The following is a 22,352-nucleotide window of genomic DNA, read 5'->3' on the forward strand; positions in this document are numbered from 1 at the left end:
TCCGTCCGCCGGCGATTGATGCTGTCAAACAGCCGGGAAGAAGGCCGGCGTCAGGAATGCCCCCATGTCACGTTGCCATGCCCGCCGTGGCGTGAGCGTCGTTGCCGTCCAGGCCACGCTGCTTGCCTCGTCGAGCGGAGTCTTTGCCCAGAGCAGCAGCGCCGTGCTGCCGCCGGTTACCGTCGAGGCGCCCGCGGCAGCGAAGCCCAAGCCGCGCAAGCCGTCGGTGCAGACGATTGCCGCCCGGAGCCGGTCGGCGAAACCCGCCAGCGAGCGGACAGCTCCCGTTATTACGGGCGAGCAGGGCGCGGGCAGCACCCGGCCGTCGCTGGAGCCGCCGGCTGCCGTGGCGCGTTATCAATTGCCGCAGCGCTCCTTCAGCATCACGGCGAAGGAGGTCGATGAGACGATCAATCTCAAGGACCCTGAGGACGCCGTCAAATACATGCCGAGCCTGTTCGTGCGGAAACGCAACGATGGGGACAACAATGCCGTGCTCGCGACGCGCAGCTGGGGCCTCAATTCGAGCGCGCGGACGTTGATCTATTACGACGATCTCCTGATTTCGGCGCTGATCGGCAACAACAACACCAATGCCTCGCCGAAGTGGAGCCTGATCTCGCCGGAAGCGATCGGGCGGGTCGACTATCTCAACGGTCCGTTCGCGGCCGCCTATCCCGGCAACTCGATTGGCGGCGTGCTGCTGATCTCGTCAAAGATGCCGGACAAGCCGTTTGCGGTCGCCAAGGAAACGGTGTCCGTCATGCCGTGGAATCAATACGGCACCAAGGAGACCTACGTGACCAGCCAGACCAGCGCCGCCGCCGGCAATCGCGACGGCCAGCTGTCCTGGCTTGTGAGCGCGAACTATCTCGACAGCTACCAGCAGCCGCTCACCTATACGACGAGCGCCACAATCCCGGCCGGCACGACCGGTACGTTTCCCGCGCTGAACAAGCAGGGCGTCCCGGCCAATGTGGTTGGTACGGGCATCCTCGCGCATTCGCAGCAGACGTCCGGTAACATCCGCCTTGCCTATGACGTGACCGCGCAGGTGCAGGCGACCTATTCGTTCGGGATCTGGAATAATCACCAGGTCTCGGATCCCCAGACCTACCTGCGGTCGACGGCGACGGGGCTGCCGACCTTCAACAACATCACGACGTTCGCGAATGCCAAATATATCTGGGACCAAACCCATGTAAGTAATGCGGTTGCGATCAAGAGCGACACCAAGGGCACATTCGATTTCGACCTGTCGGCCTCGAGCTACAACTATCTCGAAGACACCCAGCTCAATCCCTACACGACGCCGACCGGCGTCGGCTTCTCGCAGAATGGCAAGATCCAGCGCATGGACGGCACCAATTGGCAGAACGCCGACGCCAAGGGCATCTGGCGTCCGCTGGGTTATGGCGGAGCGCACGAGATCAGTTTTGGTATTCACGGCGACCGGTATCGTCTTGAAAATCCGACCTATGGGTCGTCAGTCTGGTATCAGGCCTCGACCGCGACGGGACAGCTCTATGCCAATAGTCAGGGTGAAACCCGCACTGGCGCGCTGTGGCTTCAGGACGCCTGGAAAATACAGCCCAATCTGAAGCTGACACTGGGTGGAAGGCTCGAGACCTGGCAATCGCTCGACGGTCAGAACGTCGTGACCCTGGCCAACGGAGCGGGTGTCATTACCTCGTCGTTCGCGACCAACCAGCCGGGCCTTGCTTCGACGAATTTCTCGCCGAAGGCATCGCTCTCCTACGATCCGAACAAGGATTGGAACATCACGGTCAATTTCGGCGAGGCCTATCGCTATCCGACCGTCCTCGAACTCTATCAGAACGTCACTGTCGGCAACACGATCACGGTGGCCAATCCTTTCCTGAGGCCCGAGCAGGACTTCACCGGCGAGCTCAACATCGAGCGTCACTGGAATGACGGCCGGGTCCGGTTGACCCTGTTCAGGGAGCGGACCAACAACGCGATTATCGCGCAGACCAACATGATCAACGCGACCCAGAGTGCGACCACATTCAGCAATGTCGATGCGATCAGGATGCAGGGCGTCGAGCTGTCGGCCGACAAGGACAACGTTCTCGTCAGCGGTCTACAGTTGTTCGGCAGCGTCACCTATGTGGACTCGCGGATCCTGGCTGACGCGGGCTGGGCCGGATTTGATCCCCTGACCGGCGCGCCCACGACGGTCGTCGGCAAGCGCGTCCCCTTCGTACCGGACTGGCGCGCCAAGCTCGGCGTGACCTACCGGCCGAACGACAGCTGGGCCTACACGGTTGCCGCACGCTACAGCGGCAAGCAATATTCGACGCTGGACAACACCGATCGTGTTTCCCACGTCTATGGTGCGTTCGATAACTTCTTCGTTGTGGACTTGAAGATCCGCTACAACGCGACGAAGAATTTTGCGTTCGACTTCGGCATCGATAATCTCTTCAACGAGCAGTATTTCCTGTTCCATCCGTTTCCGGGGCGAACCTTCGTTCTCGCCGGCAAGTACACGTTCTGACGGGTGGGGCGATGTTGACGACAAGAAAGGCAAATGACATGACTAAGCTCTCACGCATCCTCGCGCTCGCAGCGCTCTTCGCCGCAATGTTCGCCGCCCCCGTGCGCGCCGAGGACGTCAAGGCCGGCGATCTCGTCATCTCGCAGGCGTGGAGCCGGGCGACGCCGGGCGGTGCCAAGGTCGCGGGCGGCTATCTGACGATCGAGAACAAGGGGACGGCCGCAGACAGACTGGTCGGCGTTTCTGCCGATATCGCGGGCAAGGCCGAGGTCCACGAGATGGCGATGGACAATGGCGTGATGAAGATGCGTCCGCTCGACAAGGGGCTGGCGATCGATCCCGGCAAGACCGTGAAGCTCGCGCCCGGCGGCAATCATTTGATGCTGCAGGAGCTGAAGGGTCCGTTCAAGCAGGGCGACAAGGTTCCGGTGACGCTTCAGTTCGAGAAGGCCGGCAAGGTCGCCGTGTCTCTCGATGTACAGGCCGTCGGCGCGCAGGCGCCGGGCGATGGCGGTCAAATGATGAAGAAGATGCACGATCATTCGGGAATGAAAATGTGATGAAACAGATCAAGTCCCTCGTGACCTCGAATCGAACCATCGCGGGCCTCGCGTTCGCAATGACCGCGCTGCTGTCGGTTGCCGCGACACCGCTTGCCGCGGCGACCGATGACGACAGCTTCTTCACCCATCTGCACACCGAGAAGGCGATGGCCAATGTCACGGTTTCCCCGGGGCGTGCCGGCCCGGTCGAGATCGCGATCCAGCTCGAGACGGTTGACGAAACACCGCTCACGGCCAAAGCCGTATCGGTGACGCTCGTGGATACGCAGACCGGAAGAAAGCTCGCTCCGGTCACGGCCTCGCGCGATGGCGAGGATGGCTGGCGCGTGAAGGTGGCGCAGCTGACGCCCGGACGCTGGATGCTGGGGCTCGGGATTTCGATCTCCGAGGCCGATCATGTCAGCGTCGAAGCGCCGATCCTGATCAAATGACCGCGCTCGAGAGGCCGAACATGTCGAAGCAATCCCTCTTATTCCTTGTTGCGGTGTTCGCCGCATCGCCTGCGGCGGCGCATGTTTTTCTGGAGAGCAAGCAGGCCACCGTCGGGGCGTCTTACAAAGCCGTGTTCGCGGTCCCGCACGGCTGCGCGGGCTCGCCGACGGTGAAGATCCGCGTGCAAGTCCCGGAAGGGGTGATCGCGGTGAAGCCGATGCCGAAGGCGGGCTGGACCATCGATGTCGTCGAAGGCAAATACGCCGCCGAGTACGACTATCACGGCAACAAGCTCTCTTCCGGCGTCAAGGAGGTCGCATGGTCCGGCGGCAAGCTGTCGGACAAGAACTATGACGAGTTCATCATGCACACTGTGCTGACGGACGCCCTCAAGCCGAACACGACCCTTTACTTTCCCGTGGTCCAGGAATGCGAGACCGGCGTCAGCCGCTGGATCGAAATCCCGGCGGAAGGGGCAGGGCATTCGCATGAGAGCAAGTCGCCGGCGCCTGGCGTTAAGCTGCTGCCAAAACCTTGATGCGCCTCCTCGCCGCGCTCGCGACGCTGTTGCTCGTCGTCGGCTTCGCGACCGGCGCGTCGGCCCATGCCGCTCTGGTCTCGGTCGATCCGGCGAGCGGCAGCATCCTGAAGACTGCGCCGAAGGCGGTGGAGCTGCGCTTCAACGAGGCGGTGACGCCGGGCGCGATCCGGCTGATCGACGGCGCGGGCAGGGGGCGGGACGACGCGCGCATCGAGGCAGCGGGCGAGACCATTTCGCTCGGGATGCCGCCGGATCTCCCGCAAGGCACGGCGGTCGTAAGCTATCGCGTGATCTCGCAGGACGGCCATCCCGTCGCGGGATCGGTGATCTTCTCGGTCGGCGCTCCGACGGCGACGAAGCCGCCCGCCGGTGCGGATGGCGGATTGAGCGCGCTGATCTGGCTGGCGCGGATCGGTCTCTATCTCGGCCTGTTCGTCGGCGTCGGCGGCGTGTTTTTCGCACGCTGGATTGCGTGGTCGATGTCGGGCACGACAGTGCCGTTCGTGGCGCTCCTCATCGGCATTCCGAGCGCGGTTGCATCCGTCGGTGCGCTGGGTCTCGATCTTCTCGGGCTGCCGCTGGCGGCGCTCGTGACGGCTGCTCCGTGGAAGGTCGCATTCGCGACCAGCGCCGGCCCCGCACTGCTCGTCGCGGTCGCATCGATGCTGTTCGCGCTGATGGCGCTGCGCAGCGCGTGGTACGCGCGCGCCTCTGCGATGATCGCATTCATCGGCGTTGGCCTGTCGCTCGCCATGACCGGGCACGCAGCAACGGCACCGCCCGAGGTGCTGACGCGCCCGGCGATCTTCCTCCATGGCCTCGGCGTCGCCTTCTGGATCGGTGCCCTTGCGCCGCTCGCCGCGCTGGTGTCGAAGCCGGGGACTGCGGCAGTGCCGGTCGTGAACCGGTTTTCGCGTATGGCCGTGCTGGCCGTCGGTGCGCTGGCGTTGACCGGCCTTGGCCTTGCCATCGTTCAGCTCGAAAGGCCGTCCGCGCTGATCGACACCCGTTATGGGGCGATCCTGTCGATCAAGCTTGGTCTGGCCGTGTTGCTGCTGGCGCTTGCCGCACTCAATCGGTTGCGGCTGACCTCGGCCCTGGCGAGGGACGAGAAGGCCGCGCCCGCGCTCAGGCGTTCGATCCTGCTTGAAAGCACCATCGCCCTCGCCATCTTCGCCGTCGTGGCCGGCTGGCGCTTCACGCCGCCGCCGCGGACCATAGTTCCCGAGACGCCGCTGGCGATCCACATCCACACCGACAAGGCGATGTTCCAGGTGCTGGTCTCGCCGGGGAAGGCCGGCGTCGATGATTTCGTGCTCCAGCTCATGACGGGCGAGGGGACGTTGCTGACAGTCAAGGAGGTGATGCTGACGCTCAACCTGCCGGAGCGGGGCATCGAGCCGATGGCGCGGGCTGCCTCGCTCGGGCCGGATGGCTACTGGCATGTTCGAAAGGTCGAGCTGCCCTTCGCTGGCCGCTGGCATGTGCGGATCGATGCGCTGGTGACCGATTTCGAGCAGATCACGCTGGAGGACGACCTCGAGCTGGCGCCGTAGGCAAATCGGTTCAAGTTGAACCTGAAGGCAACGGAAAAATGACAGGAATTCCGTTGCGTTAGCGGCTTTTCCTCATTCCCGGTCTTGTGTTTTCGCTCTCAATCCGGTTTCACTGCAACCCCTCACTGATTCCCAGAGTATTGCCATGCGGTTGTCGCGGTTCTTTCTGCCCATCCTGAAGGAAAATCCGAAAGAGGCGGAGATCGTCTCGCATCGGCTGATGCTGCGCGCCGGCATGATCCGGCAGGAGGCCGCCGGCATCTATGCCTGGCTGCCGCTCGGCTTCCGCGTGCTGAAGAAGATCGAGCAGATCGTGCGTGAGGAGCAGGATCGCTCCGGCGCGATCGAGGTGCTGATGCCGACGCTGCAACTCGCCGACCTCTGGCGCGAGAGCGGCCGGTACGACGCCTATGGCCCGGAGATGCTGCGCATCGCCGACCGCCACAAGCGCGAGCTGCTGTACGGGCCGACCAACGAGGAAATGATCACCGAGATCTTCCGCGCCTATGTGAAGTCGTACAAGAACCTGCCGCTGAATCTCTATCATATCCAATGGAAATTCCGCGACGAGCAGCGTCCGCGTTTCGGCGTGATGCGCGGCCGCGAGTTCCTGATGAAGGACGCCTATTCGTTCGACCTCAACGAGGCGGCGGCGCGCGTGGCCTACAACAAGATGTTCGTCGCCTATTTGCGCACCTTCGCGCGGATGGGGCTGAAGGCGATCCCGATGCGCGCCGAGACCGGCCCGATCGGCGGCGATCTCAGCCACGAGTTCATCGTGCTCGCCGAGACCGGCGAATCCGGCGTGTTCATCAATCGCGACGTGCTGGACCTGCCGGTGCCCGGCGAGGACGTCGACTATGACAGCGACCTGACGCCGATCATCAAGCAATGGACCTCGGTCTATGCCGCGACGGAAGACGTTCACGATGCCGCCCGATTCGAGCAGGAAGTGCCCGCGGACAAGCGCGTGAACACCCGCGGCATCGAGGTCGGGCAGATCTTCTATTTCGGCACCAAATATTCCGAGCCGATGAAGGCGCTCGTGGCGGGCCCTGATGGTGTCGACGTGCCGATCCATGGCGGCTCCTACGGCGTCGGCGTCTCGCGCCTGCTGGGTGCCATCATCGAGGCCTGCCATGACGATGCCGGCATCAAATGGCCCGAGGCCGTCGCCCCGTTCCGCGCGGTGGTGCTCAACCTCAAGCAGGGCGATGCCGCGGTCGATGCGGCCTGCGAGAAGCTCTATGCCGAGCTCCAGGCCAAGGGCGTCGACGTGCTCTACGACGACACCGACCAGCGCGCCGGCGCCAAATTCGCTGCCGCCGACCTGATCGGCATCCCCTGGCAGATCATGATCGGGCCGAAGGGGCTCGCCGACGGCAAGGTCGAGATCAAGCGGCGCAGCGACGGCTCCCGCGAGACCATGTCGCCTGCGGACGCGGTCGCAAGACTTGTGGGCTGATAAGGCTGGTCGGCTGAATATTGTTCATCGCCCGATATCGCGGCCGCCAATCCGGCCACAATTGACCCCGAATCATGGGATTATCGAGCGATGGACGAGACCATGACTGAAACCGTGCAAACCGCGCCCTTTGCGCCCTTCGAGTGGATGCTGTCGGCGCGCTACCTGCGGGCGCGCCGCAAGGAGGGATTCATCTCGGTGATCGCCGGGTTCTCGTTCCTCGGCATCATGCTGGGCGTGGCGACGCTGATCATCGTCATGGCAGTCATGAACGGCTTCCGCAAGGAACTGCTCGACAAGATCCTGGGGCTGAACGGCCACATCCTGGTGCAGCCGCTGGAATCGCCGCTGACCGACTGGAAGGACGTCGCTGACCGCCTCAGCCAGGTGAAAGGTATCCGGCTCGCCGCACCCGTGGTGGACGGTCAGGCGCTGGCATCCTCGCCGTGGAACGCCTCGGGCGTCCTGGTGCGCGGCATCCGCTCCGATGACCTGAACAACCTCACCTCGATCGCCAAGAACATCAAGCAGGGCTCGCTCGAGGGTTTTGACGAGGGGCAGGGCGTCGCCATCGGCCGGCGCCTCGCCGACCAGCTGTCGCTGCATGCCGGCGACAGCATCACGCTGGTGGCGCCCAAGGGCGCGGTGACGCCGATGGGCACGACGCCGCGCATCAAACCGTACAAGATCGTGGCCGTGTTCGAGATCGGCATGTCCGAATACGATCTCGGCTTCGTGTTCATGCCGCTGGCGGAAGCGCAGGCCTATTTCAACCGCAGCAACGACGTGACCTCGATCGAGGTGTTCACCACCAATCCCGATCAGATCGTCGCGTTCCGCCAGGCGGTGACGGAGGCTGCGGGCCGGCCGGTATTCCTGGTCGACTGGCGGCAGCGCAACTCGACCTTCTTCAACGCGCTCCAGGTCGAGCGCAACGTGATGTTCCTGATCCTGACCATGATCGTGCTGGTCGCCGCCCTCAACATCGTCTCCGGCCTGATCATGCTGGTGAAGGACAAGGGCAGCGACATCGCGATCCTGCGCACCATGGGCGCCTCGCAGGGCTCGATCATGCGCATCTTCCTGATCACGGGCGCCTCGATCGGCGTGGTCGGCACGCTGGTCGGATTCGTCGTCGGCCTCGTGATCTGCCTCAACATCGAGTCCATCCGGCAATTCCTGTCCTGGCTGACCAGCACCGAGCTGTTCTCGCCGGAGCTCTACTTCCTGTCGAAGCTGCCCGCCGAGATCGACATCGGCGAGACCACGGCGGTCGTCATCATGGCGCTGACGCTGTCGTTCCTGGCGACGCTGTATCCGTCCTGGCGCGCCGCGCGCCTCGACCCCGTCGAAGCGCTCCGGTACGAGTGAGGGGCTGATGGAGCAGCAGGGGGCGGAAGACGTACCGGTCATTTATCTCCACGAGATAAAGCGGCAGTACTTGCAGGGCGAGGTGCCGCTGACGATTTTGGACGGCGCCAAGCTCGCGCTGTGGGCGGGACAGTCGGTCGCGCTGGTGGCGCCGTCGGGTTCCGGCAAGTCGACGCTGCTGCACATTGCCGGGCTGCTGGAAGCGCCCGATTCCGGCGAGGTCTATGTCAACGGCGCGCCGACCTCGCAGCTGCCCGACATCGAGCGCACCCAGCTGCGCCGCACCGATATTGGCTTCGTCTACCAGTCGCACCGGCTGCTGCCGGAGTTCTCGGCGCTGGAGAACGTGATGATGCCGCAGATGATCCGCGGCCTGAAGAAGTCCGAGAGCGTCAAGCGCGCCAAGGAGATCCTCGGCTATCTCGGCCTCGGCGACCGCATCACCCATCGCCCCGCGGAGCTGTCGGGCGGCGAGCAGCAGCGTGTCGCCATCGCGCGCGCGGTGGCCAATGCGCCGCGGGTGCTGTTCGCGGACGAGCCGACCGGCAACCTCGATCCGCACACGGCCGATCACGTCTTCCAGGCCCTGATGCAGCTGGTCAAGGCGACCCATGTATCCATGCTGATCGCGACCCACAACATGGAGCTCGCCGGCCGCATGGACCGGCGGGTCTCGCTGTCGAACGGCCAGGTGGTCGAGCTCGAATAAAAAAACTGCGAAAACAACCCCATGCACAGTAGCCGGCCTGTTTCAGCCAGGGCCGGCCCGACGCCCGCCAGGCGTTTGATGTGTCGGGCAAAACGGCGCTGACGGAGCATCGCGGGCAGGTGGCTGTTTTACGGCCTGATCACCGTCAATTTGAACGGCCCGCCATTCGCCGCGGCATGCGCCACGGCCTCATTGGCATAGTTGAGGTCGAAGGCCGTCGTCTCGTATTCCTCCAGCCGCAGCAGGCCCGAGCGCACCAGCGCGATCAGGCGGGCCGCTGCGTCGGGCGGATACATCCAGACGCCGTGGATGCTGATGCAGTTGCGCATGATCCAGGGGTAGGGCAGCTCGAGCCCTGCGCCGCCGGCCATGCCGACGCCGCCCATCAGCACAACACGGCCGTAGGCGCGCACCGTCATGACCGCCGCGCGCACGACCGTCGGGCTCACCGAGGGCGGCATGATGTCGAACACGCAGTCGATCGGCCCCGGCGCGGCGCGCTTCATCGCTTCGCGGTCGTCGTCCTCAACTCCGGTGAGCCTGACCGGCTTCACACGGCTGCCGAAACGGCGGACGAGATCGGCGAGGATCCTTTCGTTGCGCCCTGGCGTCACCACGCAGGCCGCGCCCATCGCCAGCGCAACCGACACCGCCGCGCTGCCGAAATTGCCGGTGGCTCCGCTCACCAGCACGGTCTCGCCTGCTTGCAGGTTGGCGGCGAGGAAGCCGCCATAGGGCACCAGCAGCGTGCCCAGCGCGCACCACCGCGTGGCGTCCTCCGACGTGATCGTGCCGAGGCGTTTGACGTTCTCGGTCGGCACGCGCATCTGCTCGGCGAATGAGCCGTGACGAAAATGCTGTTGCAGGCGCATGCCGCCGGGGCCGGCGGCCGTGAGCCCCTGCAGGGCGATATCGGGTGCGACGGCGTCGTCGCGCGAGCGCACTGTCGGGTCGCAGAACACCCAGTCGCCGGCGGCAAGCTTGGTCGCGTCCGGGCCGATCGCCCGCACGCGGCCGATGCCGCCCGGCCCGGGGATAACAGGCAGGTCGAGCGCGTAGTTGCGTTCGCCGCTGAAGACCTCGTTCATGTAGGACAGCACCCGCGTGGCGACGACGTCGACGATGACCTCGCCGGTGCCGAGCACCGGGTCGGGGGCAGTCTCGATCGCCAGCGGCGAGCCGAAGGATTTGAGCACGGCAGCTTTCATGATGTTCACCTCAGGGACGGGTGAGGTGGATATGCTTCGCCCTTGAAGCGACAAGAAGGCCTGGTATTATCCTAGTATTATAGAGTCCCTCCATCGAGGACACCCATCATGGCCGATCCACGCCGCGTCGAATTCGGCGACTTCCTGAGGTCCCGCCGCGAGAAGCTGTCGCCGAAGACGGTCGGCCTGCCCGCCGGCCGGCGGCGCCGCACCGCGGGCCTGCGCCGCGAAGAGGTCGCCCAGCTCGCCGGCATCGGCGTCGACTGGTACATCCGCCTCGAGCAGGGCCGCACCGTCAGCCCATCGGTCACCACCATCGACGCGCTGGCCCGCGCGCTGCGCCTCTCAAAGACCGAGCACGCACACCTGAAGGCGCTGGCGCGCGACGGCGACAAGCGCGCGTTCGTGCCGGAGGTCGTGCCGCCGTCCATCCGGCGGATGATCGAGAGCCTGAACCAGCCGGCCTACATCACCGGGCGGCGGTGGGACGTGCTGGCCTGGAATGACCCCGCCGAGGAGGTCTTTGCCTTCGGTCAGCTGCCCGAGCAGGATCGCAACACGCTTCTCCTCATGATGACCAACAGGCAGACGCGCAAGCGTTACGGCGCAGGCTGGGCCGATGTCGCCAAGGCCATGGTCGCGATGTTTCGCGCCACCCACGACGTCTGGGCCGGCGATCCCGCCTTCACCGAGCTGCTCACGCGGCTGCGCGAGGGCAGTCCGGAATTCGTCAAATGGTGGGAAGCGCACGAGATCCGCAGCACCATGTCGGGCCGCAAGACCATGAACCATCCCACCCTCGGCGTGCTGCATTTCGAGCACACGAGCTTTCAGGCCAATGACGATCCCGCGCTGAAGCTGGTGATTTACACGCCGGTGTAGGCCGGAGGTTGAGGCCGGCTGTCAATTTCCGGCCGTGAGCGAACAGCACTGCGATCCATCGGTGACCAGACCGGGCGTCATCGATCGATCCGGGAGGGCGGATGTCGTGCCTTACTTGATCAACGCAACCGCTCGTCGAAATTCTGCGTGCTCGGCTGTCTCAAGCCATTCGAAGACGGCCATCTCCGTTGTCACGATTTCCGCGCCATGCCGTTCCATGCGGCGGATTGCAGTCTCCTTGTCTTCTGGACGTCGCGAGCCCAGGGCGTCGCGCACCACATAGGTCTTCCGCGAGGCTTGCAGCAGGCCGAGCACGGTTTGCTGGACGCAGACATGCGCCTCGCAGCCGGCGATGACGATGTGGCCGTCGGCGGGAACGCGGTCGAGAAAACCTTCCTCGCGGCAGGCGTCGAAGAACTGTTTGTGGACCAGCCGATCCTGCTCGACGGCCAGGCCGGCGACAGTCGGTCCGAGGCCTTTGGAATTCTGCTCGGTGTACAAGCGGGGGACGTTAACGAGCTTCGCCGCTTCGATGAGGCGCTTCGTATTCAGAATGGCGGCCTCACCGTCGTGAATGGCGGGCATCAGCCGCGACTGGACGTCGACGACGAGCAGGAGCGAGCGCTTCCGGTCGATCGTGAGCATGGTGTCACCGTTCCGATAGGTGGGCGATGCGGTCCTTCACGTAAGCCTCCATCAGGTCAGGCGCGGACGCACCGAACATCCGGATGCGGCCGGTGTGCAGCAACAACAGCAGTCCGGTGGCATGGGCAAAGCAATCGACCATCAGCAGATTGGCCCTCTGCCGTGAGGCGCCGAGTTCGATCGCGCCGTCGGCGATCGGGCGCAGGGCCGACTCGAGAGCCGCATTCAACATCTCGTCGCGTTCATGTCCAAGACCTGCCGGCTTCATGCCGCCGCGGAACAGGTAGAAGCCGAGGTCCAGGTCGCGTGGATTGTCCGCGTAGAACCGGAAGAACGACATGGCGGCGGCCTTCAGCCGCAGCGCCGGTGACTTCGCCTGCGCGACCGCTCGGCTGACGGCGGCGCCGAGAGAGGCGAGGGATCCCTTCAACACCTCGGCGTAGATCGCCTCCTTGGATTCGAAGTGGAAGTAGAGCGCGGCCGGCGTGTAGCCTGCGCGGACGGCGATGGACCGAAGGCTAGCGCCCTCCAGCCCTTCCTCCGCGAAGACCTGCTTCGCCGCATCCAGGATGAGTTCCCGCTTGTGTCCGCTGACCGCCTCGCGCCGGCTTTGCCGCTTTTCGACCATTCGCCCCTCGAATCCCGCTTGACATCAATTCTAACAGCGTTAAATAATCTAACAATGTTCAATTATTCAAACAAGAGGGAGTGGCGTCATGATGATGTCGGGTGCCGACTACCGGGAATCCCTTCGCGCCTACAAGCCGCGGGTCTTCGTCAATGGCAGCGCCGTGGAAAGCGTCGCCGACGAGCCGCTGCTCGCGCCGGGCGTCGCCGGCGTCGGCGTTACCTACGATTTCGCCCTCAAGCACGAGCACGTGCCGATCATGACGGCGCGGCAGGGCACCTCCGGCAAGATCGTGAACCGGATGCTGCACATCAACGAGACCTCGCAGGACCTACTGTTCAAGCTCGAGGCCGTCCGCCTGGTCTGCAAGACCGTCGGCTGCGCGCAGCGCTACCTCACGCACGACGCCCTCAACGGCATCTTCCAGTCCACGAAGCTGACGGATGACCGTCACGGCACCGACTACAGCCAGCGCTTCCTCGCTTACCTGCACGACATCCAGGACCGGGATCTGACGCTTGGCGTTGCGATGACGGACGCCAAGGGCGACCGCTCGAAGCGTCCGGGCGCGCAGGTCAATCCGGACGTCTACGTGCACATCAAGGAGCGCCGTCCGGATGGCATCGTCATCCGCGGCACCAAAGCCATCGTCACCGGCGCGCCCTATATGCACGAATTCCTCGTCATGCCCTGCCGGACCCACAATCCGGAGGACAAGGATTTCGCGGTGTGCTGCGCGGTGCCGTGTGATGCGCCCGGCGTTACCATCATCTCGCGGCCCGCCGGCCGTCCCGGCGAGGCGTCGGCCAAATTCTCGGCCAAGTACGGCCAGTCGGTCGGCGTCGTCATGTTCGACGACGTCTTTGTGCCGCACGATCGCGTCTTCCTAGCGGGCGAGACCGAGGAGGGTGGCTTCCTCACGACGTCCTATGCGACCCACCACCGGCACTCCTGCATCGGTGCCCGCGCCGGGTTCGGCGATCTCTTGATCGGCGCGGGCGCGCTGATGATCGAGGCCAATGGGCTCGACATCGATCGCCACGCCCATATCCGCGAGGCGATGGTCGAACTGATCACCATCACGGAGAGCTTCTACGCTTGCGGCGTGGCTTCGTCCGTGTACTGCACGAAGGATCCGGCCGGATCGGTGATGCCTGACGCGGTGTTCTCCAATATCGGCAAGCTGCTGCTCGCCACCAAGATCTACGACATGCACCGCGTCGCGCACTACGTCTCGGGCGGCCTGATCGTCGCCCTGCCGGGTCCGGAGGAGGACCACAACCCCGAGACCAAGGCGTCGCTTGCCGCGGTCATGGGCGGCCGGCCGGACGTCCCCGCCGACAAGCGGGCCGAAGTTGCCCGCTTCATTGAGGACCTGACGGTGTCGCACGAAGCCGGCTGGTACTCGGTGATCTCGCTGCACGGCGGCGGCTCGCCGGAAGCGATGAAGCGCGAGATCTGGCGCAACTACCCGGTGATGGAGAAGATCGAGCTGGTCGAAGGTCTTCTCGACCGCGGCATTCTCGATGAGGGGCGCCGCGTCTCGAAGCAGCCCGGCCGCTGCTGTGCAACCGGCTGCCAGGTGCCGGAGCCTCCGCAGCACGCCGCTCTGCCGGCGCTCGAAGGCGCCGCCAAATAGCTGCTCGGCTTTCGCGAGCCAACTTTCACCTACGTTCCGTGGACGGCGGGCGATCGTAGATCGCCCGCAGCTTCCGAGGTGTGTCATGAGCAGTTCGTATCGCACAGTTTACGATGGCTGGAAGGCGGATCCGGTCGGTTTCTGGAGGGCGGCTGCCGCCGACATCGACTGGTTCTCGCCGCCCACCGAGATCTACCGTCCAGACATCAAACCGTATGGACGTTGGTTCGCCGACGGCGTTTGCAACACCTGCCACAATGCTGTCGACCGCCACGTCGTCAGCGGCCGCGGCGAGCAGGCCGCGATTGTCTACGACAGCGCCGCCACGGGCATCAAGCGCACGATCACCTATGCCGAGCTTCTGCGCGAGGTGCAGACCTGCGCGCTGATGCTCGAGGATCTCGGTGTCAAGCGCGGCGACCGCGTCCTTCTGTACATGCCGATGGTGCCGGAGGCGTTGTTCGGCATGCTCGCCTGCGCGCGGATCGGCGCCGTCCACTCCGTCGTGTTCGGGGGCTTCGCGGCACCCGAGCTCGCGGCGCGGATTGATGACGCCAAGCCGCGCGTCGTGCTTTCCGCATCATGCGGAATCGAGGGCAGCCGGGTGGTCGAGTACAAGCCGCTGCTCGACACGGCCATCGAGCTTGCCAGGTCCAAGCCGGACGCCTGCGTGATCCTGCAGCGTAGCCAGGCCAAGGCGAAGCTGGCTCTCGATCGCGATCACGACTGGCAGGCGGCAACGACGCGAAAGGCGGCCGAGCTCCGTGCCGGCCGCAAGTCGGAGTGCGTGCGGCTCGGCGCGACCGATCCGCTCTACATCCTCTACACCTCGGGGACGACCGGCAAACCCAAGGGCATCGTGCGCGACAACGGCGGCCACCTGGTTGCGATGCGCTGGACGATGTCGGCGATCTACGGCATGTCGCCAGGCGAGATTTTCTGGGCGGCCTCCGACGTCGGCTGGGTCGTCGGTCACAGCTACATCACTTACGGGCCGCTGATCACCGGCTGCACGACCGTACTCTATGAAGGCAAGCCGGTCGGCACGCCCGACGCCGGCGCGTTCTGGCGCGTGATCGCGGAGCACGACGTGAAGGTGCTGTTCACGGCGCCGACCGCTATCCGGGCGATCCGAAAGGAGGACCCACCAGGCAAACTGCAGGCTGACTACAACCTGAAGGGCCTCCGCGCGCTTTTTCTCGCGGGCGAGCGCGCCGATCCGGAGACGGTGCGGTGGAGCGAGGAGACGCTGGGCGTGCCCGTGATCGATCACTGGTGGCAGACGGAGACCGGCTGGTCCATCGCCGCCAATCCGATAGGTCTCGGCATGCTGCCCGTGAAGCACGGCTCGCCGTCGGTCCCCATGCCCGGTTACGATCTGGAGATTCTGGATGCGGAAGGCCGCAGTCTTGGCACCGGCGAGATGGGCGAGATCGCGCTGAGGCTGCCGTTGCCGCCGGGAGCCGCAGTCACGCTGTGGAATGCGAACGATCGATTTCATGAGAGTTACCTGTCGCGCCATCCGGGCCACTTCAGCACTGCTGACGCGGGCTACATCGACGCGCATGGCTATGTGTGGGTGCTCGGCCGCACTGACGACGTCATCAATGTTGCCGGCCATCGCCTCTCGACCGGCGCAATGGAGGAGGCGATCGCGTCCCACGCCGCAGTCGCCGAGTGCGCCGTCGTCGGCTGCAAGGACGAACTCAAGGGCGAACTGCCATGCGGCTTGATCGTCCTCAAGAGCGGCGTCCAAGCGAGTCCCGAACGGGTCAGCGAAGAAATCGTTGCCATCGTTCGACAGCAAATCGGGCCGCTAGCGGCTCTGAAACGCGTCATACCGGTCGAACGACTCCCCAAGACACGCTCGGGCAAGATTTTGCGGTCGACGATCAAACGAATCCTGGACGGCGATACGTTCGACGTTCCCTCCACGATCGAGGATTCCTCGGTGCTCGGCGAAATCGAACGAGTCGTTCGCGGCTAGGAATAGCGGGCGTATTGCGGGCGCATGCCGCCAAGGCGGCACTGCTTGCCGGAATGGGGGGCCGGCACATCGCGCACCGCGAGAGGCTGGGTGCCCACGAGATCCGCAGCACCATGTCGGGGCCTCAAGACCATGAACCATCCGACCCTCGGCGTGCTGCATTTCGAGCACACGAGCGTTCAGGCCAATGACGATCCCGCGCTGAAGCTCGTGATTTACACGCCGGTGTAGGAGGGGCCATTGCCAGAGAAACGTGGCGGATAGCCGCCCGTGCCTTCGTTTTGCTGACACGAAGCTGACACGCCCCGCAATATCGCGTGTATTGTACGCACGATGCTCTTGTCAATTGAGTGCGCGCGAGTAGGATTGGCTGGCCCTGCACTTCGAGGACGTCGTCATGAGGTCTTTGTCTCGCCTGGCTCTTGCCTGCTCCTGCATTGCGCTGTTGACGTGCGGCGCAGGCGGCATAGGCGTCTCGCAAGCTGCGACGTCGGCGAGCAGTTCTGCCACAACGCTTCCCGCCGTCACGGTCGAAGCACCGAGCCAGACACCGAGGCTCCGCAAGCCGATCCGGCATCCCGCCGCTGCCCGCAGGGCCGTGCCGCGCCGGTCATCGCCGACCACTGAAACGTCGGTGACCGCAATATTGGCGGCGCCGACGCCGGTCATGACCAAGCTCGCAAAGCTCGAAAGCATCTCCGGCAGTTGTGTCGACGGTTGCCAGACGAGCTTCAGGACCGGCAATGCGCCCTGGCGCGGATGCTCGTCGTCCGGCTGGCCGGCGTTGTCGACAACGTGCCGGAACGTCTACCATTTCAAGACCTACGCCGAGTGCTCGGGTACTGGACTGTTGCTGGGCTGGCAAAGTCGCGAAATCACCTGGTACTGCACCAGCCTGGCCCTGAAGTAATTCGTGACCAAGCTCGCGATTTCCGATGGCTATGCCAGCCGGAGCGTGTTCACCGATCCTGGCTCTTGGGCAGGCACAGAGGTCTAGCATCCGCTTTCGATGGCGACCGTCGCTGGTCAACCGACGGTCTAATGTGGAACGATCGCGGAAGACTGGTCGAATTGCGCGATCCGCTTGTCCAGGCGCCACAACTCGATGCGATGGAGCAGGACGAGCGAAGCCGCCTGACGTTTGGCCTCCTCGTCGTCGCCGCAGACGATGTTGATGCAGCCGAAGACGCGACCGTCGGGATCGATCTGGAAAGCCCGGTAGTGCTTGACGGGCCCCATCATCGTCCTCCGCGCCTCTGGATGCCGGATGGGTACAACCAATCCGTCAGGCTTGAGGCCATTTCGTTCTGCTTCGCGCTCCGCAGCAACATGTCCCGCGCCGTGCCCGCCGGCATGCGACGAGCGCGCTCGCGGGCGATGTCCGCCGCGGCCAACAGCCGCTCCTGAAGAGATGTTGTCTGGCGCTTTCGATTGCGTTTGACCGCCATGAGATGCTCACGATGAAGTCCACTCGGTCGGCCCGTCCGACACCAAGGGTTGAGAGGCTTGGGAGAGAGGCCGGCAAGCCAATAGCTTCCGGCTGAACGGCGGGTTCCGGCATTTCCATAGGTTAATGCCAGGCTCGAATATGCTTGAGATGACGTACGTTGAGCCGAGCCGAGCCGTCGCCTTCGCTGCCCTCGTGGCCCGTGTGGCCGATTCAATGCTTCAGCGTCTCAACCTCGAAGGTGAACTTGACTTGCATCACGGGACCGCCGGCGTCCCGGACCTCGATCGCCATGCGGTGCGTGCCATTCACGGGAGCGGACGAGCAGGCAGACTCTCGCGCCATGTCGACCAATGACCTGGCAGCCTCGACCTGGGCTGCGCGAAGGCCGGAAAGCTCGAGGCCTTCCTCGTCGGGCGCCAATTCATCTTCATCGCGAAGATCGAAATAATAACGTGGCATTCTGATCTCCGATGCCAGTCGCTCAAGGGCGGTCCGCGCCACGACCTTTCATATTGCGCGTTGTTGGCCGTTCTGTGCCGATCGGCAGCAAGCCGCCAGCACGCGCCGTAAGCGAGCGGATTGAGCGTGCTCTACCGCCAATCAGCGGAACCGTTCCGCCTGAAGGCGTTTAGCGCTTCGCATCGGCCTCATCGCGCGAAGCCCCCGATGCGTCCGCTTTAACATAAGCTAATGGCATCACACTCGTTCCTCGGGACGAACGCAAGGCCGTGCGAATTTCTAACAGGTCAGACAGTGCTGCTGTCTGAAACATGGCGGCCGTCTTGGGCCGCCATAAGTCGTCGGCCGCAGGAGCGTTCACTTTGCCCGGTAGAGCCGAAGATAGCCCGGCGAGTACATCGCTGCATTCTTGAGCGCTCCGAGATCTCCGATCGTCAGGGTCCGGTCCTTCAGGACGATCAGGCCGGACGCGCGCAATTCCTGGATCGTGCGGTTGGCATGAACCACCGACAGGCCGGTCGCGTCGGCCAGATCGGTCTGGGTCACCGGAAGCGCGCAGGAATTGCCGTCGATCAGGCCCACGGCTCGCAGCCGTTCGAAGATTTCGCAGAACAGATGGGCCACGCGCTCGAAGGCCGATCGCCGGCCGAGGTTGACGATCCATTCACGCTGGATCGCGCTGTTCAGCAGCGTCTCGCACATGAAGGCTTCGGCCAGCGTGCGGTTGGCCGCCATCAGCTGTTCGAAGCGCGCGCGCTTGATCTCGGCATAGGCAACCGGCGTCGCTGTCGTGATCGAATGATCGATGGTGGGCAGGAGATAAGCTTGGGCGTCGCAGGTCTCGCCCGGCAGGATGAAATTGACGATCTGCCGGCGCCCATCCTCCAGCGTCTTGTGGCGAAACAGCCAGCCCGAGAGCACGATGCGGACGCTGTCGATCGGATCGCCTTCCCCGATCAGGTCCTCGCCCGGCCCGGCACGCAACAAACCCTCGAGGATGGCATGCTCCAGCGCAGCGGCGTCCTCATCGGACAGGGGGCGCAAGGCGTTGAAGCGGCGGAGGACCGCCTGCGCCACACCGCCATCGGTCCCGTGAGTGCGCATCATCCCTCCAGCGACGGCGTATGGAAGGTTCGCCTGGTCAGAGGGATCGCGATCAAGCACATGAGGCCGGACGCATTGAACGACATGGTCGTCTGTCCCTTCAACTCGAACGCAAGGGTGCGCTCTAGAAGCTCGGTGCCAAAACCCTTGCGCGGCGGTGGCGTCACCGCCGGACCGCCGCGCTCACGCCATTCGAACAGCAGTTGCGGGAGCTCGACCGCCCCGTCGATACGCCACGAGATTTCGAGCCGACCGCCCGGCTGACTCAACGCGCCGTATTTGAGGGCATTGGTCGCAAGCTCGTGGATTGCGAGCGCAAAGGTCTCTGCCGCCTTCGGCTTGAAACGAACCGCCGGCCCGGACGCGCGCACCTGCTCGCCCTCGTGGGCATTATAGGCCAGCAGCTCCTCGATCACCAGATATTCGAGATCGACGCCGCCCTCGGGATCGCGCGTCACCAGCGCCTGGGTGCGCGCGAAGGCATTGAGGCGCCCGTCGAGATGGGCGGCATATTCCTCGACCGTGGAGCTCGTCTCCGCGGAGCGGCGCGCGATCGACCGGACGACGCCCAGCGTATTGCGAACGCGGTGCTGAAGCTCGGCGAGAAGAAGGCGCTGCCGCTCCTCTGCGCGGGTGATCGCGGTGACGTCGATGAAGGTGATCACGACCCCGGCGATAAAATTGTCGATGCTGCGATAGGGCAGGATGCGAACGATGTAGCGCGTGCCGCTGTCGGGCGCGGTCAGTTCGCGTTCGGCGCTGGCTAGCGTGCGCAAGACGCGGCGCACGTCGTCATAGAGCTCCTCGATCGGGATGCGCGCCTTGATGTGGGCGATCGGGCGGCCGACGTCGGTCTCGACCAGATGCAGGATCTGCGTGATCGCGGGCGTGAAGTTCATCACACGGAGATCGTTGTCGAGGAAGACCGTCGCGATCTGCGTGCTTTCGAGGAAATTCTTGAGGTCGCTGGTGGCGCGGGTCAGCTCCTGAACCCGGTGCGCCAGCTCGCCATTGACGGTGGTCAATTCCTCGTTGACCGATTGCAGCTCCTCGCGCGAGGTCTCCAACTCCTCGTTGGCGGATTGCAGCTCTTCATTGAGCGACTGATATTCCTCGTTCGAGGATTTCAGCTCTTCATTCGTGCTTTCGAGCTCTTCGATCGTCGCCTGGAGGCGCTCGCGGGTCGCCCGCAATTCGCCTTCGAGACGTTCGACGTGCTCGGTCCGCACCAGCGTGCCGGGATTGTTCTCGGGTACATCGGCCGCCCGCGCCGGGCCGTCCTTGAACAGGACGACGAAATTGCGATGGCCGCCGGCGCCTTCCAGGATCGGCTCGACGGTGATGTCGACGAGAACGCGATGGCCGTTGACGCCGAGCTGGACCTGCTCGGCATGGGCGGACTCGTTGGTTTCCGAGGCGCGGGAGAGGGCGGTGCGCAGCTCCAGCCTGAGATCGCGATGCACCAGCTGAAGCAGATCGAGCGAGGCGGCGCCGGCCGTCGGCTCGATGTAGCGTCCGGTGCGGCCAGAAAAGTGCAGGATTTGGAAATTGTCGTCCGTAATAACGTAAGCGGGCGCATAGCGCTCGGCGATGCGCTGGGCGCGGCGTTCGAGGCCGACGTCCGGCCCGAACGAGCGGACCGGCGGCACCTCGACCGGCGCACGCCCTGCCGAGGTCGAGATTGGAAACTCCGGAGGAAGCCGCGTGCCGGTATCGAGCTTCCTGAAGATCCGGGCGCGACGATCGACCGGCGCAAACAGTTTCGGGTGCCGCGTCACGTTCTCGGAGTTGCCGAGGAAGAGGTAGCGCTCGGGCAGCAACGCGAAATGGAACAGCGGTATCACGCGGTTCTGAAGCTCCGCGTTGAGATAGATCAGCAGGTTGCGGCAGGAGACGAGATCGAGCTTGGAGAACGGCGCATCCTTGATCACGTTGTGCTGGGAGAAGATGCACATCTCCCGCAATTCCTTCACCACGCAATAGGTGTCGCCCTCGCGCACGAACCAGCGCGCCAGGCGCTCGGGGGACATGTCCTGCTCGATGTTGGTGCGGTAGCGCCCGACGCGGGCGGCCGCGAGCGCCCGGCCGTCGATGTCGGTCGCGAAGATCTGCACCTGCGGCGCGGAATCGAGCTTGGCCATGTGCTCGCGCAGCAGGATGCCGACCGAATAGGCCTCCTCGCCGGTGGCGCAGCCCAGCACCCAGACGCGAACCTGCTGGCCGTTTGCCTTGCCTTCGAAGATCTTCGGAATGATCTGGGTCTCGAGCACCTCGAATTCGCGTTTGTCGCGGAAAAACTCGGTGACGCCGATCAGGAGGTCGTTGAAGAGATTTTGCGCCTCGTCCTTGTCGTTGCGCAGAAAATCGACATAGGAGGCGATCTCCTCGATCTGCACGACCTGCATGCGCCGCTGCACGCGGCGTAGGAAGGTGTTCTGCTTGTAGCCGTGGAAATCGTTGCCGGTCTTGTTGCGCAGGATGTCGGCGATGCGCGACAGCGAGGTCGCCGCCGCGGCCAGGACCTCGTCGAAGCCCTGCTTCTCCTCCAGCCGCCGCAGATGGCGCGCATAGACCTGGATGTGCTCCGGGATGTCTTCGGGCGGCAGGACGTAATCTGCGATCGCCGCCGGCCTGTTGCTGTCGACCAGATGGTCGGACGACTCGTCGCCGGACAGTCTTTCCGCAATCGCAAGCCCGCCATGGTCCTTCAGCGTGGCTGCGCCGAGCGTGCCGTCGCCACCGGTCCCGCTCAAGAGAACGCCGATGGACTGCTCGGCGCGCTCTTCGGCCAGCGACACCAGGAAACTGTCGATGGTAGCGCGCTCACCGGGCCCCTGTTCGGCCTTGCGGACCGCAAAGCGCCCGCCCTGGATCGTGGTGATCATGGCCGCGGGGCTGAGATAGATCGCGCCCCCTTCGACTACCATCGCATCGCGGATGTCGGCGAGGCGCGCGCCGTCGGCGCGCTGGACGATGCTGCGCATCCGTGCCTCGTCGAGCATCTCGGCATTCTGGAGGACGAGGACGATCGCCTGGTCGTCGGCCAATGTCAGCTTGGCGAAGAACCGCTCGATACTGTCGATTGCGCCGGCCGACGCCCCGACGCCAATGACCAGCGGCGCCTTGGCCTGAGGCCCCGGCCCCCCCGCCGTCGTGTCGACTTCGTCCATGTTTGCCGCTACTCTGATTGCC

22 protein-coding genes are annotated in these 22,352 nt (G+C 64.5%); 13 read left to right on the forward strand and 9 right to left on the reverse strand.

Annotation, left to right across the window (positions count from 1 at the left end; genetic code table 11):
• Nucleotides 1-64 precede the first annotated feature (64 nt).
• The 8 genes from QA649_RS22165 to QA649_RS22200 all read left to right on the forward strand — a co-directional run bounded on the left by QA649_RS22165 (nucleotide 65) and on the right by QA649_RS22200 (nucleotide 9,158).
• The gene (locus QA649_RS22165) at nucleotides 65-2,521 is read left to right on the forward strand and encodes a TonB-dependent receptor (protein WP_283019060.1); all 2,457 of its coding nucleotides are present in this window, start codon (nucleotides 65-67) and stop codon (nucleotides 2,519-2,521) included.
• 38 nt (nucleotides 2,522-2,559) lie between these two features.
• Nucleotides 2,560-3,081: a copper chaperone PCu(A)C gene (locus QA649_RS22170; protein WP_283019061.1), complete on the forward strand. Its 522-nt coding sequence runs from the start codon at nucleotides 2,560-2,562 to the stop codon at nucleotides 3,079-3,081.
• The gene (locus QA649_RS22175; protein ID WP_283019062.1) at nucleotides 3,081-3,515 is read left to right on the forward strand and encodes a hypothetical protein; all 435 of its coding nucleotides are present in this window, start codon (nucleotides 3,081-3,083) and stop codon (nucleotides 3,513-3,515) included. Before QA649_RS22170 ends, QA649_RS22175 begins: the two co-directional genes overlap by 1 nt.
• Before the next feature lie 20 nt (nucleotides 3,516-3,535).
• Nucleotides 3,536-4,054: a YcnI family protein gene (locus QA649_RS22180; protein ID WP_283019063.1), complete on the forward strand. Its 519-nt coding sequence runs from the start codon at nucleotides 3,536-3,538 to the stop codon at nucleotides 4,052-4,054.
• Nucleotides 4,054-5,613 carry a CopD family protein gene (locus tag QA649_RS22185; RefSeq protein ID WP_283019064.1) on the forward strand — a complete coding sequence of 520 codons (1,560 nt, stop codon included), beginning with the start codon at nucleotides 4,054-4,056 and terminating at the stop codon, nucleotides 5,611-5,613. The genes QA649_RS22180 and QA649_RS22185 overlap by 1 nt, the downstream gene beginning before the upstream one ends.
• Before the next feature lie 145 nt (nucleotides 5,614-5,758).
• On the forward strand, nucleotides 5,759-7,078 hold the full coding sequence (gene proS, locus QA649_RS22190) for a proline--tRNA ligase (RefSeq protein WP_183238930.1): 1,320 nt from the start codon (nucleotides 5,759-5,761) through the stop codon (nucleotides 7,076-7,078).
• 90 nt (nucleotides 7,079-7,168) lie between these two features.
• Nucleotides 7,169-8,449, forward strand: coding sequence for a lipoprotein-releasing ABC transporter permease subunit (locus tag QA649_RS22195; RefSeq protein WP_018642337.1), 1,281 nt, complete (start codon nucleotides 7,169-7,171; stop codon nucleotides 8,447-8,449).
• 7 nt (nucleotides 8,450-8,456) lie between these two features.
• Entirely contained in the window at nucleotides 8,457-9,158 is a 702-nt protein-coding gene (locus QA649_RS22200; protein ID WP_283019065.1) for an ABC transporter ATP-binding protein, read from the forward strand.
• Nucleotides 9,159-9,286: 128 nt separating this feature from the next.
• Here QA649_RS22200 and QA649_RS22205 read toward each other — a convergent pair whose 3' ends face one another.
• Nucleotides 9,287-10,366 carry a zinc-binding alcohol dehydrogenase family protein gene (locus tag QA649_RS22205; protein WP_283019066.1) on the reverse strand — a complete coding sequence of 360 codons (1,080 nt, stop codon included), beginning with the start codon at nucleotides 10,364-10,366 and terminating at the stop codon, nucleotides 9,287-9,289.
• A 108-nt stretch (nucleotides 10,367-10,474) separates the two neighbouring features.
• Here QA649_RS22205 and QA649_RS22210 point away from each other — a divergent pair, with 108 nt between their 5' ends.
• Complete coding sequence (locus QA649_RS22210; protein WP_283019067.1) at nucleotides 10,475-11,248, forward strand: helix-turn-helix transcriptional regulator; 774 nt, start codon at nucleotides 10,475-10,477, stop codon at nucleotides 11,246-11,248.
• A 111-nt stretch (nucleotides 11,249-11,359) separates the two neighbouring features.
• On the opposite strand, the gene QA649_RS22215 is transcribed toward QA649_RS22210, so the two are convergent.
• Nucleotides 11,360-11,893 (reverse strand): isochorismatase family protein, encoded by a 534-nt coding sequence (locus QA649_RS22215; RefSeq protein ID WP_283019068.1) that lies wholly within the window; start codon nucleotides 11,891-11,893, stop codon nucleotides 11,360-11,362.
• Between the two features lie 4 nt (nucleotides 11,894-11,897).
• Nucleotides 11,898-12,521: a TetR/AcrR family transcriptional regulator gene (locus QA649_RS22220; RefSeq protein ID WP_283019069.1), complete on the reverse strand. Its 624-nt coding sequence runs from the start codon at nucleotides 12,519-12,521 to the stop codon at nucleotides 11,898-11,900.
• Between the two features lie 88 nt (nucleotides 12,522-12,609).
• Here QA649_RS22220 and QA649_RS22225 point away from each other — a divergent pair, with 88 nt between their 5' ends.
• The 3 genes from QA649_RS22225 (at nucleotide 12,610) to QA649_RS42965 (ending at nucleotide 16,378) form a co-directional block, all read left to right on the forward strand.
• Nucleotides 12,610-14,160, forward strand: coding sequence for a 4-hydroxyphenylacetate 3-hydroxylase N-terminal domain-containing protein (locus QA649_RS22225; protein ID WP_283019070.1), 1,551 nt, complete (start codon nucleotides 12,610-12,612; stop codon nucleotides 14,158-14,160).
• Nucleotides 14,161-14,245: 85 nt separating this feature from the next.
• Complete coding sequence (locus QA649_RS22230) at nucleotides 14,246-16,147, forward strand: AMP-binding protein (RefSeq protein ID WP_283019071.1); 1,902 nt, start codon at nucleotides 14,246-14,248, stop codon at nucleotides 16,145-16,147.
• A 132-nt stretch (nucleotides 16,148-16,279) separates the two neighbouring features.
• A complete protein-coding gene (locus QA649_RS42965; RefSeq protein ID WP_349254028.1) occupies nucleotides 16,280-16,378 on the forward strand; it encodes a hypothetical protein in 99 nt (32 codons plus the stop codon).
• Nucleotides 16,379-16,489: 111 nt separating this feature from the next.
• Here QA649_RS42965 and QA649_RS22240 read toward each other — a convergent pair whose 3' ends face one another.
• On the reverse strand, nucleotides 16,490-16,816 hold the full coding sequence (locus tag QA649_RS22240) for a hypothetical protein (protein ID WP_283019073.1): 327 nt from the start codon (nucleotides 16,814-16,816) through the stop codon (nucleotides 16,490-16,492).
• On the opposite strand from QA649_RS22240, the gene QA649_RS22245 reads away from it, so the two are divergent.
• Nucleotides 16,815-17,057 carry a hypothetical protein gene (locus tag QA649_RS22245; protein ID WP_283019074.1) on the forward strand — a complete coding sequence of 81 codons (243 nt, stop codon included), beginning with the start codon at nucleotides 16,815-16,817 and terminating at the stop codon, nucleotides 17,055-17,057. The two genes, QA649_RS22240 and QA649_RS22245, sit on opposite strands and share 2 nt — an antisense overlap.
• A 128-nt stretch (nucleotides 17,058-17,185) precedes the next feature.
• Here the strand turns inward: QA649_RS22245 and QA649_RS22250 are convergent, their stop codons facing one another.
• The 5 genes from QA649_RS22250 to QA649_RS22270 all read right to left on the reverse strand — a co-directional run bounded on the left by QA649_RS22250 (nucleotide 17,186) and on the right by QA649_RS22270 (nucleotide 22,330).
• A complete protein-coding gene (locus QA649_RS22250; RefSeq protein ID WP_283019075.1) occupies nucleotides 17,186-17,386 on the reverse strand; it encodes a hypothetical protein in 201 nt (66 codons plus the stop codon).
• Nucleotides 17,386-17,595, reverse strand: coding sequence for a hypothetical protein (locus QA649_RS22255; protein WP_283019076.1), 210 nt, complete (start codon nucleotides 17,593-17,595; stop codon nucleotides 17,386-17,388). The genes QA649_RS22250 and QA649_RS22255 overlap by 1 nt, the downstream gene beginning before the upstream one ends.
• 212 nt (nucleotides 17,596-17,807) lie before the next feature.
• Nucleotides 17,808-18,056, reverse strand: a complete 249-nt coding sequence (locus QA649_RS22260) for a hypothetical protein (protein ID WP_283019077.1) — start codon at nucleotides 18,054-18,056, stop codon at nucleotides 17,808-17,810.
• A gap of 357 nt (nucleotides 18,057-18,413) precedes the next feature.
• Nucleotides 18,414-19,163: a Crp/Fnr family transcriptional regulator gene (locus tag QA649_RS22265; RefSeq protein ID WP_283019078.1), complete on the reverse strand. Its 750-nt coding sequence runs from the start codon at nucleotides 19,161-19,163 to the stop codon at nucleotides 18,414-18,416.
• Complete coding sequence (locus QA649_RS22270; protein WP_283019079.1) at nucleotides 19,160-22,330, reverse strand: CheR family methyltransferase; 3,171 nt, start codon at nucleotides 22,328-22,330, stop codon at nucleotides 19,160-19,162. The genes QA649_RS22265 and QA649_RS22270 overlap by 4 nt, the downstream gene beginning before the upstream one ends.
• Nucleotides 22,331-22,352: the final 22 nt, after the last annotated feature.

The organism is Bradyrhizobium sp. CB1717, from assembly GCF_029714325.1.
GTDB lineage: Bacteria > Pseudomonadota > Alphaproteobacteria > Rhizobiales > Xanthobacteraceae > Bradyrhizobium.